Below are 16,475 nucleotides of genomic sequence, written 5' to 3' on the forward strand. Positions count from 1 at the left end.
GTGTTCGTCCTGTGCGCTGCCCGATGACCCAGTTCGTGTCCACCCCCGTGCTTCCCAGCCGCAACCCGCAGCTGCTCGATCAGGTACGCGAGATCGTGCTGGTGCCGCTGGCCGATGCCTTTGTCCAATTCCAGGATGCATTGGCCGAGGCACTGTTCCGGCTGGCGGCCGATGCCGGCACGGCCCAGAACGACTTCCTAGAAGCCATCCAGGCGGTGCGGCAGCAGCGCGAGCCGATCACTGCGCGTTTTCGCGGGCATCTGGCCAAGGCCTGGCAGGGGCTGGAAGCCGGGCGGCCGTTGTCGGCCGATCGCAGCCTGGGGCGCGGTGCGGCCGGGCTGACCCTGCTGCCCGAGCAGGATCTGGAGGTGCGCCTGGCGGTACGCAATCTGGCCGGCGCGCTGCAGCACCAGTGGCGCCCGGAGCTGATGCGGCTCAATCGCTATCTCGGCTTCATTGCCGGCGGGCTGCGTATCGACGGCGACAGCAATCCGTTCGGGCCGGAGCATCTGGGCGTGGCCTTGTACGACGCCTTTCAGGGAGTGCCGCTGGCGCCGAAGGCGCATCTGGCGGTGATCAAGGTCTGCGAGCAGCACCTGATGGAGCGCATCGGCCAGCGCTATGGCGCGCTGGAACAGGCGCTGGTGCAGGTGGCGCGCTTGCGCGAGCTGCCGCAGCCACGCAGCCGGCGGCGTGGCATTCCGCGCCAGGACGACGGCGCAGGCGCGCAGGCCGCCGAGACGCCGGACTGGATTGCGCGCTTCTTTGCCGGCTGGTCGGGCGGGCAGGGGGCGTTGGCCGGCGGCGGGGCGATCGACGTGCATCTGCGCAGCGGCCGCGCGCTGCTGCCGGCGGGCCTGCACCAGTTGCTGCAGCATGCACGCCGCCAACGCGAACCCGATGCGGATATCGATACGCCCGCCTTTGCCGAGCGGCGTCTGCTGTCGCCGCGCGAGGTGGTCTCGGCGCTGTCGCTGCTGCAGACCATGCCTGCGGCCGGTTTCGACGCCATCGACGGCACCGGCCTGGGCCTGGCGCGTGGCCTGCGCCAGCAGGTCAGGCGTGCCGCTGCCGCGCTTGGCGTGGATCCGGCCACCACCTGCCTGAACCCCGACGATGAAGACGCGCTGGATCTGGTGGCCCTGCTGTTCACCGCGATCCTGGTGCAAAGCCATCTGTCCGATGCGCAGCGCAGTGTGCTCGGCCAGTTGCTGGTGCCGATGGCCAAGCTGGCGATGCTGGACGGCCTCCTGTTCGTGCGCGATGGCCACCCGGCGCGTCGCCTGCTCAACCTGTTGGTGGAGGCCTGCGACGGCAATGCCGGCGAAACCGCGGCAGAACAGGCCTTGCTCGACCAGGTGCAGGCGGTGGTCGATACGCTCGTGCGTGATTTCGACGAGCATCCGGGGGTGTTTCTGACGCTGGAAGCCGAGTTCGGTGCCAGTTACGCGCACTACCGCCGTCGGGTGGAGATCGCCGAGCGCCGTGCCAACGAATTGCAGCACGCCGAAGAGCGCCGCGAACGCGCACGCAGCACCGCCGCGCAGGCGCTGGCCGAACGCCTGGCGCGTGGGCCGCTGCCGCCGCTGGTGGCGCATTTTCTCGGCCGCGTCTGGCAGCCGTATGTGCAACAGGCGGCGTTGCGCGGCGACGGCGGCGGCCCGGCGCTGGAGGCCGCGGTGGCCCTGGGCGATGCGGTACTGGCGCAACTGACGGCTGCCCCTGGCGACACGGCGCTGGAGGCGCAGCGCGCGCAGCTGGTGCAGGCCTTCACCCTGGCCGGGCTGGCGCCATGCGAGGCCGGGCGGGCCGTGCAGGAGTTGCAGCATGCGCTGGTATCCACGCCCCCGGTCGCGGTGACCGGGCCGCCCGATCCGGTCCTGCGCGCGCCAACCCTGGCCGCGCTGCTCCCGAGCCCCGCTCCGGCCGACCCGGTCGACGCGCCGCTGACCCCGTTGCTGGACGCCAGCGCGCAGGTGGCATTCGATCGCGTCACCGCCGATTTCTTCCGTGCCATGCCGATCGGCACCTGCCTGGACTTCATCGACCGGCAGGGCGTGCGCAGGCCGGCAAGCTGTCGTGGATCAGCCCGATTTCCGGGCGGCTGATGTTCGTCAACCGGCGCGGCGGGCGGTTGTGCGTGTCCTGGCCGGAGGAGCTGGCGATGATGGCGTGGTTGGACCGGCTGCGCCTGCATCGCGACGACGATGCGTTCTACGGCGCGATGCAGGACGTGGTCGATACGCTGGAGCGGCCGTACAGCCTGGAGGCTTAACCCCCGCAGGCGATGAACGCGCGTGGGCAAGCGCCACCGCAACGATGCAGCTAGGATGTTGGCTTGACACGCAAACCTTGGGCGGTCACGAGTAAAGTGCGAACGGTGTCACACTTAACAAACGAGCGAAACGCCTACCATGCGGTGGCGGAATTTGGGGCCGCGTCTGCTGTTTCTCGTTTGAATATTTTCACGCCTGCAGGGGCGGGGAGCCTTTGCGCATGACTTTTCAGCCCAGTCCGTCGGGACATCCGGGCCGTGACCAACGCTTGCTCGAACAGGCGCACGCCGTGTTCGTGCCCCCACTCGCGCAGGTGTTCGCAGCTGCCGTCGCACACTTTGACGATGTGCTGTTCGATCGCGCCGAGTCCGCCGGCGCATCGCAGCTGCTGTTTCTCGATGGCATGCGCGAGTTGCGCCGCAAGCGCGACGAGGTGACCACGCAGTTCCGCCAGCAGCTGGACGACGGCTGGCAGGCGCTGCTGCTGGGCGAGCCCTTGTCGGCCGAGGTGGTCCTGGCAGGGGACATCGGCACCGGCCCGCTGAGCCTGGTGCCCGAACACGTGCTCGAATCGCGGCTGGCGGTGCGCAATCTGGCCACCGTGCTGCTGCGCGACTTCAAGCAGGTGCTGGCGCGGGTGGACCGCCGCCTGGGCTGGATTGCCGGCGGCCTGGAGCTGGTGGCCGATACCAATCCGCTGGGTCCGGAACATCTGGGCGTGGCGATCCACGAAGCCTTCGCCACCTGCGACCTGGCGCCGGAAGTGCGCCTGGTGCTGATCAAGCTGTGCGAGCGCGACCTGGCCGAGTCGATCGGCAAGTTGTATGCGCGTCTGGACGAGACGCTGGCCAAGGCCGGCGTCATGCCGGAAATCTCCCAGCCCAAGCGCCCGCCGCCGCGCGCGCAGCCCCGGGGCGAGACGCCCGAAGAGCGCGCCCAGGCCGAGGCCCAGGGCGCTGCTGCGCAGATGGGCGGCGACGATCTCAATGACCAGTACGCACCGGCCTGGGCCAACCGTTTTCTGGACCGCTGGGCGCATAGCCGCGGCCGCATGCAGGCTGCCGCCCAGCGTGGCCAGGCCGACGGCGGCGGTGCGGGCGGCATGGACGGTGGCGAGGCCGATCATCCCGGCGGGAGCCAGGGCATGCTGCTGGAGGCGCTGCACGAACTGCTGCAGCAGACCCGCAGCGTGCGCGACAACGCCGCCTCTGCCGCCTCGGTGGCGGTGGGCCAGCAACGCCCGCTGAGCCAGCGCGAAATGATGTCGGTGCTGTCGTTGCTGCAGGCCACGCCGAGCGCGACGCTGCAGGCGGCCATCGGCGACGACACCGAATCGCTGGCCCAACGGCTGAAGAACGAAGTGCTGTCCAGCGCCACCCGGCTGGGCGTGGATCCGGCCACCGCGCGCCTGGACCCGATGGACGAGGATGCGATCGATCTGGTCGGCATGCTGTTCGACGTAATGCTGGACGAACGCGACCTGGAAAACCGCTCGCGCGAAATGATCGGCCGCCTGGTGGTGCCCTTCGTCAAGGTCGCGCTGCTGGACCGCAAGATGTTCGTGCAGAAGACCCATCCCGCGCGGCGCCTGCTCAACTCGCTGGCCGAGGCCTGCGAAGGCAACAACGGCGACAGCGCCGCCGAGCGCGTGCTGATGGGCAAGGTCGAGGAAATCGTCGACCGCCTGGTGGCCGAGTTCAACGAGAACCTGGCGATCTTCATGACCCTGGAAGAGGAATTCCGCGATTTCCTGTCCCAGCACCGGCGCCGGGTGGAGATCGCCGAGCGCCGCGCCACCGAAACTCAGCGTGGCCAGGAAAAGCTCGAGCTGGCGCGCAGCCGCGCGCTGTCGGAACTGGAACAGCGCACCCAGGCCGGCACGCCGCTGCCCAGGGCGGTGGAGGATTTCCTGCGTCAGCCGTGGCTGCACCACCTGACCATGGCGATCCTGCGCGACGGCGACGAAGGTCCCGGCACCCTCGAGGCCCTCGCCCTGGCCGACGGCGTGCTCGAAGAACTGGCCGAGGCACGTCGCCACATCGTCGGCAAGCCGTGGCTGCAGGTCTGGCAGCCGGCCCTGCATCGCGTGTTCGCCAGCATCGGCCTGCACGGTGATGCGGTGGTGGTGGCGATCAGCGCGCTGCACGACACCCTGCAGGCGATCGCCGAAGCGCGTCCGGAGCTGGAAAAGGCCTTGCCGGAGCTGCCGCAGGTCAATCTGCCGCCGCCGGCTGCCGAAAGCGTCAGCGTGGTGCTTGGCGCCGAAGCGGTGGCGCAGAGCATCGACAGCGCCGATGCCGAGCGTTTTCGCGCGATGGATATCGGCACCTGGCTGGATTTCGTCGACAAGGACGGCAAGGTGCAGGCAGGCAAGCTGTCGTGGGTGAGTCCGATCTCGCAGCGGCTGCTGTTCGTCAATCGCCGCGGCGTGCGCTTCTGCGTCGCCTCGCCGGAGGAACTGGCGGTGATGGTGCGCCTGGGCCGGCTACGCGAACACATCAACGATGGCGCGTTCGACAGCGCGATGCAGGGCGTGATCGATCGGCTGGATCCGCTGCATAACAGCACGGTGCACTGAGCGGCAGTCACCGCGTTGCCGCGTCGTGGTTGATCAGCACAGGGCCGTACGATTGCGATGCAGCGCACCGCAACCGGCGCAAGCGAGGCTTCGTCCAGCATGTGTGCCGGGGGCATCGCACCACCGCAGCACGCGCCTGCGGCACAACGCGCGTGCAGTTACCGCGCTGCCGGGCCGATGAACGCCAGCGCCCGCGCCATTACCGAAGCGTGATCGACCAGGCGGTTATGGCCCAGGCCCTCGGTACTGAACAGCTGCGCGCCCGGCCACAATGCGGCAAAGCGTGCGCCTTCCTCCCACGGCGTCTCGCGGTCGCGGCGGTCATGGATGACCAGCGCCGGGCGATCGAACTGTGGCAGGTGCAGGCTCGCGTCGAGATCGGCAAAACGCAGGCCGGTGAGCTGGCACAGCCAGTTTTCGAATGGCGCAAACGCGGCGGGTGCGATCCCCGAGGCACGAAACTGGCGGTGCGCACTGGCACTGGGTTCGACCAGTGGCGCGATCAGCACGTAGCGCTCGGGCCGCCATGCGGGGTCGTTGGCAAACACCGCCGCTGCCGCGCCGATCGAGTGCCCGATGAAGGCGGCAGGGCGGCCGAAACGGCTGCCGATCTGGCGCAGGACCTGCACGAAATGCGGCATGTTGCTGATCTGTCCGCCGCTCAGGCCATGCGCGGCCTGATCGAACGCCAGCACCGCGTAGCCGAGTGCGCGCAGCTGCGGCACCCATGCAGCAAAACGCAGCCCGTAACTGGACCAGCCATGCGACAGCAGCACATACGGCTGCTGGCTCAGCTCGCCCCACTGGTACACCGCAATGTCGAACCCGTCGATGTGCAGCGTCTTGCGTTGCACGTCGGTCAAGGTTGCCGCGAGGGCGGCCGCCTGCTGCCGCCCTGCACGCGCAGGTGTCACGAAACGGCGCGCCAGATAGCGCCCGGTCGGGCCAGGGGCCAGGCGGCTGGCGCCGGCCAGCACACCGCGAAGCAGCCGGAGACGCAGTTTGGCGATGGACGCGCTCATGGGAAGGATCCTTGTGGAGGAGGAAGCGCTGTATCTTGCTGGTGACAAGATGGGCGAGTCTGCAGTTGGATCTTGTCATCGTCAAGATGATCTGCTCCACTGGAATCCCGAAAAACGAAGCCTCCATGTCGCGCACCGATGCGTCTGCTGCCTATCATCACGGCGACCTGCCGGCCACGTTGCGGCGCGCCGGCTGGGAGCTGCTGAGCAAATCCGGCGTGCGTGGGTTGAGCTTGCGCGAATGCGCGCGGCGCGCCGGCGTCTCGCACGCGGCTCCGGCGCATCACTTCGGTTCGCTGGACGGATTGCTCGCGGAGCTGGCGGCCGACGGCTACGAACGCATGCTCGCCTGCATTTGTGCCGCCCAGCAGGAACTGGCCGACCCCTTGCTCGGCTGTGGCCTGGGGTATGTGCGGTTTGCGCTGGACTACCCGCAGCAGTTTCGGCTGATGCTGGGGCTGGAGGTGAGCCCGCGCAGCCTGCCGCGGCTCGTGCAGGCCAGCGATGCGGCGATGGCGAGCCTGCGCGAGACAGTGCGGACGCAGTGGATCGCCCGTCACGGCCATGCCCCGGCCACGGACGTGCTGCAGCAACGCACGCTGCTGGCCTGGAGCGCGGTGCATGGCTATGCCTCGCTTGCGATCGACCGCAAGCACACGGCCTTGCTGGCCTTCGCACCGGAGGTGGTGTTTGCGCCGTTGCTGCACGCCGTGCTCGAACCCTGAAACACGGGCCGGACCTGCGCGGGCATGGCCTGGCTGGCCGCTTGCCGGTCCGCACGCCCGGCGACGGTGCGTGGCTCTGCTAGCATCGCCGCCACTGGAGCGCGAGACCGGAGCAACCCATGGCTGTGCAGGTGCTGGTGCTGAAAGAACGGGCGGCCGGCGAGCGCCGCGTGGCGGCAACGCCGGAAACGATCAGGAAACTGGTCGCGCTTGGCGCCAGCGTGTGGATCGAGCCGGACGCCGGACGCGCCAGCAGCATGGACGATGCGGCCTACCAACAGGCCGGCGCGCAACTGGCCGGGGCACACACACTGGGACAGGCCGACGTGGTGCTGTGCGTGCAGGGACCGCCGATCGATGTCCTGCTGCGGTGCAAGCCGCACACGGTGCTGATCGGCATGCTTTCGCCCGATGCCGACCCTGCCCGCGCGCAGGCCTTTTCAGAGCATGAATTGATCGCATTCCCGCTGGAGCGGCTGCCGCGCACCACGCGTGCGCAATCGATGGACGTCTTGAGTTCGCAGGCCGGCATGGCGGGCTACAAGGCGATGCTGATCGCCGCACAGCTGGCGCCACGCTTCTTTCCGATGCTGACCACGGCCGCCGGCACCATGCGCCCGTGCAAGGTGCTGGTGATCGGTGCGGGCGTGGCCGGGCTGCAGGCGATCGCCACTGCCAAACGGCTGGGCGCGCAGGTCGAAGGCTTCGATGTGCGCCCGGAAACGCGCGAACAGATCGCCTCGCTGGGCGCGCGCTTCCTGGATCTTGGCGTGAGCGCGGCCGGCGAGGGCGGTTATGCGCGCCAGCTCACCGACGACGAACGCGCCGAACAGCAACGCCGTCTTGCCGACCATCTCAAGGGCGTGGACGTGGTGGTCTGCACCGCCGCCGTGCCCGGCCGGCCGGCGCCAAAGATCCTGAGCATGCAGATGCTGCACGGCATGCGGGCCGGTAGCGTGATCGTCGATCTGGCCGCGGAGACCGGTGGCAATTGCGCCGCCACCCGGCCGGGCGAAACGTATGAGCTCGACGGCGTGGTGATCGCCGGCCCGCTCGATCTGGCCAGCCAGGGCGCGGTGCACGCCAGCGAGATGTTCGCGCGCAACGTCTACGCCTTCGCCGCATTGCTGATCAAGGATGGCGCGCTGTCGTTCGATTGGGACGACGAACTGCTGGCCAAGACACGCTGGTCGGCGACAGCGACTGCATAGCTCCGCCGCGTCCATGCGCCTTGCGCATTGGCGTTTCCGGGTAGGAGCGCGCTGGCGCGCGATGGAGCGTTACCGATGAAGCTCCATCGCGCGCCAACGCGCTCCTACAGTGGCCGCACGCACGTCCACCTGGGACCGGGATGCACCCGTGCGATGGCGTGCTGCGCTCGCCGCGGCGACGCTGCCGTCAATCGTCGGTTGGCGGATGCTCGCGCAACCAGGTGCTGCGCTCGGCCGGGCTCATCTTCTGCCAGCGTTGCTGCAGCTCGTTGCGTTGTTGCTGGTTGAGCGTGCGCATGCGGTCGAACAAGGCCTTGGCCTCGCGACGCTGCTCGGGGCTCATGTTGCGGAAGCGGTCCATGCCGGCCTTGGCCTGCTTGCGCTGCTCCGGGGTCATGTCCAGCCAGCGGCGCGCGTGGCGATACATGCGCGGACGTTCTTCCGGCACATCGTTCCAGCGCTCGCGCAGCGCATCGATCAGCACCTGACGCTGTTGCGGGGTGAGCTTGTCCCACTCGGGCATCGGCGTCTCTGCCGCGCGCGGTTCGGGTCCTCGCGGTCCGGGGCCATCCGGCGGTGGCGGTCCCGGCGGTCCGGGGGAATGGGCCTGGGCCAGCAAGGAGGCGCAGGGCGCCGCGCACAGCAGCAGGGTCAACAACAGGCGGGTGGTGCGGGTCATCATGCTTATTCCATGGCCAGGGCGGTGTCGGATCCCAGCCAGACGTACAGGTCCGGATTCTGGGTCAGCATGTCGTCGGTATCGGTGGTGGTGCCGGCCATTGCCTGGGTCGGGGTGGAGGCAGGCGAGGTGGGCTCGCCCGGACGCAGTTGCAGGCCGATGCCGACCGCCAGCAGCCCCGAACACGCGGTCGCCAGCAACCAGTAACCGCGTCGGGCACGCGTGGGAGCGGCCGCATGACGGGCCTGGCGCAGGCGCGCCAGGGTCTGCGGCGGCAGGCTGGTGAGGGCGGTGGCATGCAGCTGGCGCAATTGCGCATCCAGCTTGGCCGGGTCGTGGGAGCGATTCACAGGAAATCCTCGAACTGTGTTTGCAACGCGTCGCGCGCACGCGACAGGTGGGTTTTGACCGAGCCTTCCGAGCAGCCCATCGCCTTGGCGGTGGTGGCCACGTCCAGGTCTTCCAGCACCCGCAGCGTGAACGCTTCGCGCTGGCGCGCCGGCAGGCTGCGCAAGGCCTCGACCAGCCGTTGGTAGGCCTGTTGATGCTGCTGTTCGTCCACCGGCCCGGTGCCGGGGGCGGCCCAGTCGATGGTGCCTTCGTCGTCGGCGCGCTCGGCCGGTGCCCAGAACTTCAGGCGGAAGCTGCGCCGCCGCTGCAGGTCGATGATGCGGGTGCGCAGGATGCTCCAGAACAGCGGCGTCCATTCGGCGGCCGGGCGCTCGCGGTAGCCTAGCAGCTTCACCATGGCGTCCTGCACCGCGTCCAGCGCATCCTCGCGGTGACGCAGGCCGGCCTCGGCAAAGCGGAACGCACGCGGGCCGATGCCGGCCAGGAAGGCGTCCAGCGAAACCGGCGCGGTGGCGGCCGGTGCGGCAGGTTGCGGATCGAAAGGGGTTCCCACCAGCACAGCGTAGCTTCCGCGGAGACGATACGACGTCAACGGGCGAGTGCCGATTCGGTTGACACGCGCCCAGGCACGCATGGCGTGGGTATGATCGGCGGGCCACACCGGCCAGTGGAGCGAACGACGATGAGCGACGGATTCGTAGCGCTGTACATCTTCATGCTGGCGGCCATCGCCGGCCACGTGATCATCTCGCGGGTGCCGGTGATCCTGCATACCCCGCTGATGTCCGGCTCCAACTTCATCCATGGCATCGTGCTGATCGGCGCGATGGTGGTGCTCGGGCATGCCGACACCACGCTGGAAAAGGCGCTGGGATTTGTCGCGGTGATGCTGGGTGCGGGCAATGCGGCCGGCGGTTACGTGGTGACCGAGCGGATGCTGGACATGTTCAGGTCCAGCAGGAAGCCGCCGGGCGGGGACGCGCCATGAACGTCTCCACCGCCGCGTTGCTGGCGTGGCTGGTGAAGTCCAGCTATCTGGTCGCGGCGACCTTGTTCCTGCTCGGGCTGCAGCGCATGGCCTCGCCGCTGACCGCGCGCAGCGGCATCCGCTGGGCCGGGCTGGGCATGCTGATCGCCACGGTGGCGACGTTCTTCCTGCCCGAACTGCATAACGTGCCGCTGATCCTGGCCGCGCTGGCGATCGGCACCGGGGTGGCGTGGTGGTCGGCCAGGAAGGTCGCCATCACCGACATGCCGCAGATGGTGGCCTTGTACAACGGCATGGGCGGCGGCTCGGCGGCGGCGATCGGGGCAGTGGAGTTGCTGCGCTTTGCCTTCTTCGCCAACCGCGATACCACCCACTGGAGCGCACAGGCCATCGCCGACCTGGCGGCGCGGCGGCCGGATACCACCACCGTGGTGCTGGCGGTGGTGGGCTCGGCGATTGGCGCGGTGTCGCTGTCCGGCTCGATCGTGGCCTGGGCCAAGCTGGATGGCCGGCTCGACCGCCGGGTGACATTTCCGGGCCAGCAGGCGGTCAATCTGCTGGTGGCACTGGCGGTGCTGGTGCTCGGCATCTGGGCGGCCAGCAGTCTGCAGCCACTGGCGATCGTCGCCTTCTTCGTGGTGGCGCTGGCGCTGGGCGTGCTGATGACGCTGCCGATCGGCGGCGCCGACATGCCGGTGGTGATCTCGCTGTACAACGCCTTCACCGGCCTGGCGGTGGCGTTCGAGGGCTACGTGCTGGGCAATGAGGCGCTGATCATCGCCGGCATGATGGTCGGCGCGGCCGGCATCCTGCTGACCCGCTTGATGGCCAAGGCGATGAACCGGCCGATCAGCGGCGTGCTGTTTTCCAACTTCGGTGGCGGCGGCCAGGCGCAGGAGATCGGCGGTGCGCAGAAGCCGATCGAGGCCGGCGACGTGGCGGCGATGATGGCGTTCGCCGAGCGGGTGGTGATCGTGCCCGGCTACGGCATGGCGGTGGCGCAGGCGCAGCACAAGATCTGGGAGCTGGCGCAGCGGTTGATCGCGCGCGGGGTCAAGGTGAAGTTCGCGATCCACCCGGTCGCCGGGCGCATGCCCGGGCACATGAACGTGCTGCTGGCCGAAGCCGGCGTGCCCTACGACCTGATCGCCGACATGGACGATATCAACCCCGAGTTCGCCAGCACCGATGTGTCGCTGGTGATCGGCGCCAACGACGTGGTCAACCCGGTGGCCAGGACCGACCCGGCCAGTCCGATCTATGGCATGCCGATCCTGGACGTGGTCAATTCGAGGAACACGGTGGTGATCAAGCGCGGCAAGGGCACCGGCTTTGCCGGCATCGAAAACGCGCTGTTCTACGCCGACAACACCCGCATGCTGTACGGCGATGGCGCGGAAGCGGCCGGCGCGCTGGTCAGCGAGCTGAAGGCGCTGGACGGGGGCGGGCACTGAGGCCTCATGCGACGGATCAGGTGGATGCGTCTGTGACGTCATGCGTGGAAGCGGCGCCGTCCTCAGCACCTGGGCCCGTGTAGCGGAGCTGCAGGACAGCCGGGCCAAGTCGATCTCTTCGCCGTGTCTAGCCAGTCCCGAGCAGGACGCGGAGCTTTCAGAAAAACACCGGGCTTTCGAGTCGCAGCGGTGTTTTTTGCAGATAGTCAAAAGCCTGGCTAGTCGAGGGCGCGGCGCCCTCACCGCTTGCGGGACACGCCGTGAACACATCCATGGGGGGCTCGGTGGCGGCATCCATGCCGTCATACGGGTCCCGCAACCGGCAAGAGCACACCGCACCAGACAGTTGGCCGGCCCTTGTTTGAAAGCTGTCTGTAGTGCGGTGTGCACTAGACGTGCAACCGATGCTTCACGATCGAACTGGACGCATCCAGCACCGCTCTTGCCATGCACGCCGACCATCTCGACTGGTCCTTGCCCGCTCACCGTCGCGGGACCCTGAGCGGCATGGATGCCGCGCCGGAGCCTACAAGGACGTACTTGCGGCGTGTCCCGCGATGGTGGGCGGGCAAGGGCCCTGCAGCCAAGCTAAAGCGCCCTGCAGCCAAGTCGCACAGTTCTCCAGGCATCGCTGCGTCAGCGCAACAAAGCGCATAGCACCCAGTAGCAGTAGCGTTACCCGAAGCTGGGCGGCCGCCGCTTCAACGCATCTGTGCGCCGGCGATTGCAATAAACGCGCTTGGCTCAGCGCGCCGTCCACCACGCCAGGACCAGTGCGGCGGCATAGCACAGCAGGTCGAAACCGTTGTTGGCCAGCTGCAGCAGGGTCCAGGCCAGCCCGGTGCCCATCTTCTGCGCCGAGGTCCACGGGTCCAGGCCCAGTGCGCCACCCAGGTGCGCCGAGGCGATACCCCAGTTGGCACCGACGATGATCAGCGCGGTCGCCGCGACCGCAACGCCGGTGCGCAGCGGGCCGGCGCCCAGCGTGCCCAGGCGCAGCATCCAGACGATTTCCAGGGCCGTCAGTACCGCCATCCAGCCTGCCTGGTTGCCGGCGGCAAGCGCGATCAGCATCCAGGCGATCAGGGCGGTGACGCATCCCAGCAGCAGGAGCGGGGGCCAGAGCCAGTGGGCGGTTCTGGCGGACGCGGTGGTGGGCGGCATTGGAGCTCCTGACAGTGCGCACATGATAAGGCGCGCGACGTGCTTTGCGCGGTGATGGACGCGCCGATGGAATGCAGCGTCGTCGCTGGCTCCATCCGGCAACCGGCAGCGGCCTTGCCGTGGTCGGCTAGAATGGCGGACTTGCGCGCACCCGCCGCGGCCCCATATCCAGCCCATGTATTCCCGTAGCAGCGAACCCGTCCAGTTCGAACGCGATTGCGATGCCGTCATGGTGCCGCAGGGCGATTCGGTGACCCTGCCCGCAGGCAGTTACGGCTATATCACCCAGGCGCTGGGTGGCAGCTATACCGTCTTTGTCGAAGGCAACCTGTTCCGCATTGCCGGCAAGGATGGCGATGCGATCGGCAAGGAGGCCCCGCCGGGGCTGGAACTGCCCGCCGATGCCAGCGACGAAGAGGTGGAGGCGCTGGTGTGGCAGCAGCTGCGCACCTGCTTCGACCCGGAGATCCCGTTCAACATCGTCGACCTGGGCCTGGTCTACGAGGCGGTGGTCAGCCATCGCGAGGAAGACGATCAGCGCCGGGTGGACGTCAAGATGACCCTCACCGCCCCCGGTTGCGGCATGGGCGAGATCCTGGTCGACGACGTGCGCAGCAAGGTGGAAATGATCCCGACCATTGCCGAAGCCGACGTCGAGCTGGTCTTCGACCCGCCGTGGGGCCGGCATATGATGTCCGAAGCAGCCCGTCTCGAGACCGGCATGCTCTGATCATCAGGCGCCATGTCCAAGAGGTGGCGCCGCGTCCTTTCGCCCGCCATACAGGAATCTTCCGGTGTCCGTGTCCTTCGCTTCCACCCGTTCCCCGTCGCCGCGCAGTGCCGACGAGCTGTCCGTGATCCTGGCCGCGCCCGGCTTCGGGCTGCATTTCACCGACCATATGGTCGCCATTTCCTGGACCAACGAGCTCGGTTGGCATGACGCGCAGGTGCGCGCCTATGGCCCGCTGCAGCTGGATCCGGCCGCCTCGGTGCTGCATTACGGCCAGGAGATCTTCGAAGGCATCAAGGCCTACCGGCATGCCGACGGTTCGATCTGGACCTTCCGCCCGCAGGCCAATGGCGAGCGCCTGCAGCGCTCGGCGCGCCGGCTGGCGTTGCCGGAACTGCCGGTCGACCTGTTTGTCGAATCGCTGCGCCAGCTGGTGGCGGTGGATGCCGGTTGGGTCCCGTCGGCCCCGGAAACCAGCCTGTATTTCCGTCCGTTCATGATCGCCGACGAGGCGTTCCTGGGCGTGCGTGCCGCCCACAAGGCCTCTTACTACGTCATCGCAAGCCCCGCCGGTCCGTATTTCGCCAAGGGCGTGGCGCCGGTGTCGATCTGGTTGTCCACCGAATACGCACGTGCGGCCAAGGGCGGCACCGGTGCGGCCAAGTGCGGGGGCAACTACGCCGCCTCGCTGCTGCCGCAGCAGAAGGCCTATGCACAGGGCTGCTCGCAGGTGCTGTTCCTGGACCCGGTCGAAGGCAGGTACATCGAAGAGCTGGGCGGCATGAACGTGTTCCTGGTCTACAAGGACGGCACGCTGGTGACGCCGGAATTGTCCGGCAGCATCCTGGAAGGCATCACCCGCGACAGCATCCTGCAACTGGCCCGCGACCGCGGCATGCAGGTGATCGAGCGCAAGGTCGCCATCGACGAGTGGAAGCAGGGCGTGGCGTCGGGCGAGATCACCGAGGTGTTCGCCTGCGGCACCGCCGCCGTGGTCACCCCGATCGGCGAGCTGAAGGGCGATGGCTTTGCGGTCGGCGATCTGTCCGCCCCGGCTGGCGAGGTGACCATGTCGCTGCGCCAGGAGCTGACCGATATCCAATATGGGCGCGTCCCGGATCGTCATGGTTGGCTGGTGCGTCTGTCCTGAGCCAACACATCGCGTCAAAAAAGGCCTCTGCGCAGTCGCGCAGGGGCCTTTTTTTTGGGCGCAGCGCAGCAGGGGCGTGGCTATGCATGTCCGAACATGTCTTCAACTGACTGAACGGTGCCGTACGGTGTCACAAATCTGATATTTGATTTGTAGAAAGTGCGAACTTCTTATTGTCCAGTCTGGTTGTAGTGCGGTAGGTTCGCTGAACGGATCGATAACAGGGGGTCGATCCGGGACCTCGGTGCTGACCTATGGAAGGCGGCACCGGCTACCACCGCCACGGCGGTGCTCTTTGATCTAGAAGGGAATTCGATGTCGAACGAGTCTTTCCGCAAGTGCCCCCGCGCACTCACCATCCTGAGCGCGGCTGCGCTGACCTCGTTGTTGCTGGCGACCCCGGCCTTTGCCGGTGAGGTCTATCTGGATGGCCTGGCCACTGCCCAGACCCACCAGAAATTCATCGTGACCTACAAGGACGGCAGCACCGCGCTGGCCAGTGCCACCGCGTTGAGCACGTCGCTGCGCACCGCCGCGCGCGCTGTTCCGGCCAAGGCCGGCAAGGCGCTGGGCCTGAACTCGGTGCGCCGCCTGGCGCTGGGACCGGAGCTGGTCAGGACCGACCGCGCACTCGACCGCGCCGAAGCCGAAACCCTGATGCGCCAGCTGGCATCCGACCCCAACGTGCAGAGCGTGGAAGTGGACCAGATCCTGCACGCCACGCTGACCCCGAACGACACCCGCCTGTCCGAGCAGTGGGCCTTCGGCACCACCAACGCCGGCCTCAATATCCGCCCGGCCTGGGACAAGGCCACCGGCGCCAATGTGGTGGTGGCCGTGATCGATACCGGCATCACCACCCATGCCGATCTCAACGCCAACATCCTGCCGGGCTACGACTTCATCAGCGATGCCACCACCGCGCGCGACGGCAATGGACGCGACAGCAATCCCGCCGACGAAGGCGACTGGTACGCCGCCAACGAGTGCGGCACCGGCATTCCCGCCGCCACTTCCAGCTGGCATGGCACCCATGTGGCCGGCACGGTGGCCGCGGTGACCAACAACACCACCGGCGTGGCGGGCACTGCCTACAACGCCAAGGTGGTGCCGGTGCGCGTGCTCGGCAAGTGCGGCGGTTCGCTGTCGGATATCGCCGACGCCATCGTCTGGTCGTCCGGCGGCAGCGTCAGCGGCGTGCCGGCCAATGCCAACCCGGCCGAAGTGATCAACATGTCGCTGGGCGGCGGCGGCACCTGCTCGGCCACCATGCAGAACGCGATCAGCGGTGCGGTCTCGCGCGGCACTACGGTGGTGGTGGCGGCGGGCAACGATTCCGTCAACGTGTCCGGTTCGCTGCCGGCCAACTGCGCCAACGTGATCGCAGTGGCAGCCACCACCTCGGCCGGCGCCAAGGCCAGCTATTCCAACTTCGGCACCGGGATCGACGTGTCGGCGCCGGGCTCGGCGATCCTGTCCACGCTCAACAGCGGCACCACCACGCCGGGCAGCGCCAGCTACGCCTCCTACAACGGCACCTCGATGGCGGCGCCGCACGTGGCCGGCGTGGTGGCGCTGGTGCAGTCGGTCGCGCCGAGTGCACTCACGCCGGCCGCCGTGGAAACCCTGTTGAAGAACACCGCGCGTGCGCTGCCGGGCGCCTGCTCGGGCGGCTGCGGTGCCGGCATCGTCAATGCCGATGCGGCGGTCACCGCCGCCATCAGTGGCAGCAACGGTGGCGGCGGTGGCGGCACCGGCAACACCCTGACCAACGGCACGCCGGTCACCGGACTGGGTGCGGCCACGGGTGCGGAACTGAACTACACCATCGCGGTGCCGGCCGGTAGCGGCACGCTGACCGTGGCGATCAGCGGCGGCAGCGGCGACGCAGACCTGTACGTGCGTGCCGGCAGTGCGCCGACCGACACCACCTACACCTGCCGCCCGTACCGCAGCGGCAATGCCGAGACCTGCAGCATCAGCGCGCCGTCGGGCACGTACTACGTGCGGGTCAAGGCGTACAGCACGTTCTCCGGCGTGACCTTGCGCGCCAGCTACTGAGGCACGTCGGCACTGCCTGGCCATGGCCAGGCAGTGCCGATTCGCTGCCGCAGAGCGGCTTTACCCCATCAGCGACGTGTCGCCCA

Annotated in this window: 13 protein-coding genes and 1 pseudogene; 9 read left to right on the forward strand and 5 right to left on the reverse strand. The window is 68.2% G+C overall.

Annotation, left to right across the window (positions count from 1 at the left end):
* The first annotated feature begins 23 nt into the window (after positions 1-23).
* Positions 24-2,275, forward strand: a pseudogene (locus EO170_RS02565) (DUF1631 domain-containing protein).
* Between the two features lie 221 nt (positions 2,276-2,496).
* Positions 2,497-4,854 (forward strand): DUF1631 domain-containing protein, encoded by a 2,358-nt coding sequence (locus EO170_RS02570; protein ID WP_104585065.1) that lies wholly within the window; start codon positions 2,497-2,499, stop codon positions 4,852-4,854.
* A 158-nt stretch (positions 4,855-5,012) separates the two neighbouring features.
* Here the strand turns inward: EO170_RS02570 and EO170_RS02575 are convergent, their stop codons facing one another.
* Positions 5,013-5,876, reverse strand: a complete 864-nt coding sequence (locus tag EO170_RS02575) for an alpha/beta hydrolase (RefSeq protein WP_126942319.1) — start codon at positions 5,874-5,876, stop codon at positions 5,013-5,015.
* A gap of 125 nt (positions 5,877-6,001) precedes the next feature.
* Between EO170_RS02575 and EO170_RS02580 the strand changes: the two genes are divergently transcribed.
* The gene (locus tag EO170_RS02580; RefSeq protein WP_126942322.1) at positions 6,002-6,601 is read left to right on the forward strand and encodes a TetR/AcrR family transcriptional regulator; all 600 of its coding nucleotides are present in this window, start codon (positions 6,002-6,004) and stop codon (positions 6,599-6,601) included.
* A 119-nt stretch (positions 6,602-6,720) separates the two neighbouring features.
* Entirely contained in the window at positions 6,721-7,812 is a 1,092-nt protein-coding gene (locus EO170_RS02585; RefSeq protein WP_126942325.1) for an NAD(P) transhydrogenase subunit alpha, read from the forward strand.
* 187 nt (positions 7,813-7,999) lie between these two features.
* Here the strand turns inward: EO170_RS02585 and EO170_RS02590 are convergent, their stop codons facing one another.
* The 3 genes from EO170_RS02590 to EO170_RS02600 are packed head-to-tail and all read right to left on the reverse strand — an operon-like array spanning position 8,000 to position 9,401.
* The gene (locus EO170_RS02590; protein WP_126942469.1) at positions 8,000-8,491 is read right to left on the reverse strand and encodes a DUF3106 domain-containing protein; all 492 of its coding nucleotides are present in this window, start codon (positions 8,489-8,491) and stop codon (positions 8,000-8,002) included.
* 5 nt (positions 8,492-8,496) lie between these two features.
* Complete coding sequence (locus EO170_RS02595; RefSeq protein WP_126942328.1) at positions 8,497-8,841, reverse strand: hypothetical protein; 345 nt, start codon at positions 8,839-8,841, stop codon at positions 8,497-8,499.
* Entirely contained in the window at positions 8,838-9,401 is a 564-nt protein-coding gene (locus EO170_RS02600; RefSeq protein ID WP_126942332.1) for an RNA polymerase sigma factor, read from the reverse strand. Before EO170_RS02600 ends, EO170_RS02595 begins: the two co-directional genes overlap by 4 nt.
* 123 nt (positions 9,402-9,524) lie before the next feature.
* On the opposite strand from EO170_RS02600, the gene EO170_RS02605 reads away from it, so the two are divergent.
* Both EO170_RS02605 and EO170_RS02610 read left to right on the forward strand, forming a co-directional pair.
* Entirely contained in the window at positions 9,525-9,830 is a 306-nt protein-coding gene (locus tag EO170_RS02605; protein WP_119129683.1) for an NAD(P) transhydrogenase subunit alpha, read from the forward strand.
* Positions 9,827-11,284: an NAD(P)(+) transhydrogenase (Re/Si-specific) subunit beta gene (locus EO170_RS02610; RefSeq protein WP_104585078.1), complete on the forward strand. Its 1,458-nt coding sequence runs from the start codon at positions 9,827-9,829 to the stop codon at positions 11,282-11,284. The genes EO170_RS02605 and EO170_RS02610 overlap by 4 nt, the downstream gene beginning before the upstream one ends.
* 744 nt (positions 11,285-12,028) lie before the next feature.
* Here the strand turns inward: EO170_RS02610 and EO170_RS02620 are convergent.
* Positions 12,029-12,448 (reverse strand): hypothetical protein, encoded by a 420-nt coding sequence (locus EO170_RS02620; protein WP_126942338.1) that lies wholly within the window; start codon positions 12,446-12,448, stop codon positions 12,029-12,031.
* Positions 12,449-12,623: 175 nt separating this feature from the next.
* Here EO170_RS02620 and sufT point away from each other — a divergent pair, with 175 nt between their 5' ends.
* From sufT to EO170_RS02635, 3 genes are all read left to right on the forward strand, one after another.
* Positions 12,624-13,178: a putative Fe-S cluster assembly protein SufT gene (sufT, locus tag EO170_RS02625; RefSeq protein ID WP_016900709.1), complete on the forward strand. Its 555-nt coding sequence runs from the start codon at positions 12,624-12,626 to the stop codon at positions 13,176-13,178.
* A gap of 64 nt (positions 13,179-13,242) precedes the next feature.
* Positions 13,243-14,328 (forward strand): branched-chain amino acid aminotransferase, encoded by a 1,086-nt coding sequence (locus tag EO170_RS02630; protein ID WP_104582243.1) that lies wholly within the window; start codon positions 13,243-13,245, stop codon positions 14,326-14,328.
* A 315-nt stretch (positions 14,329-14,643) separates the two neighbouring features.
* Positions 14,644-16,389, forward strand: a complete 1,746-nt coding sequence (locus EO170_RS02635) for a S8 family peptidase (protein ID WP_126942341.1) — start codon at positions 14,644-14,646, stop codon at positions 16,387-16,389.
* Positions 16,390-16,475: the final 86 nt, after the last annotated feature.

This window comes from Xanthomonas sp. BRIP62409 (assembly GCF_003992965.1).
GTDB classification, from domain to species: Bacteria; Pseudomonadota; Gammaproteobacteria; order Xanthomonadales; family Xanthomonadaceae; genus Xanthomonas; species Xanthomonas euroxanthea.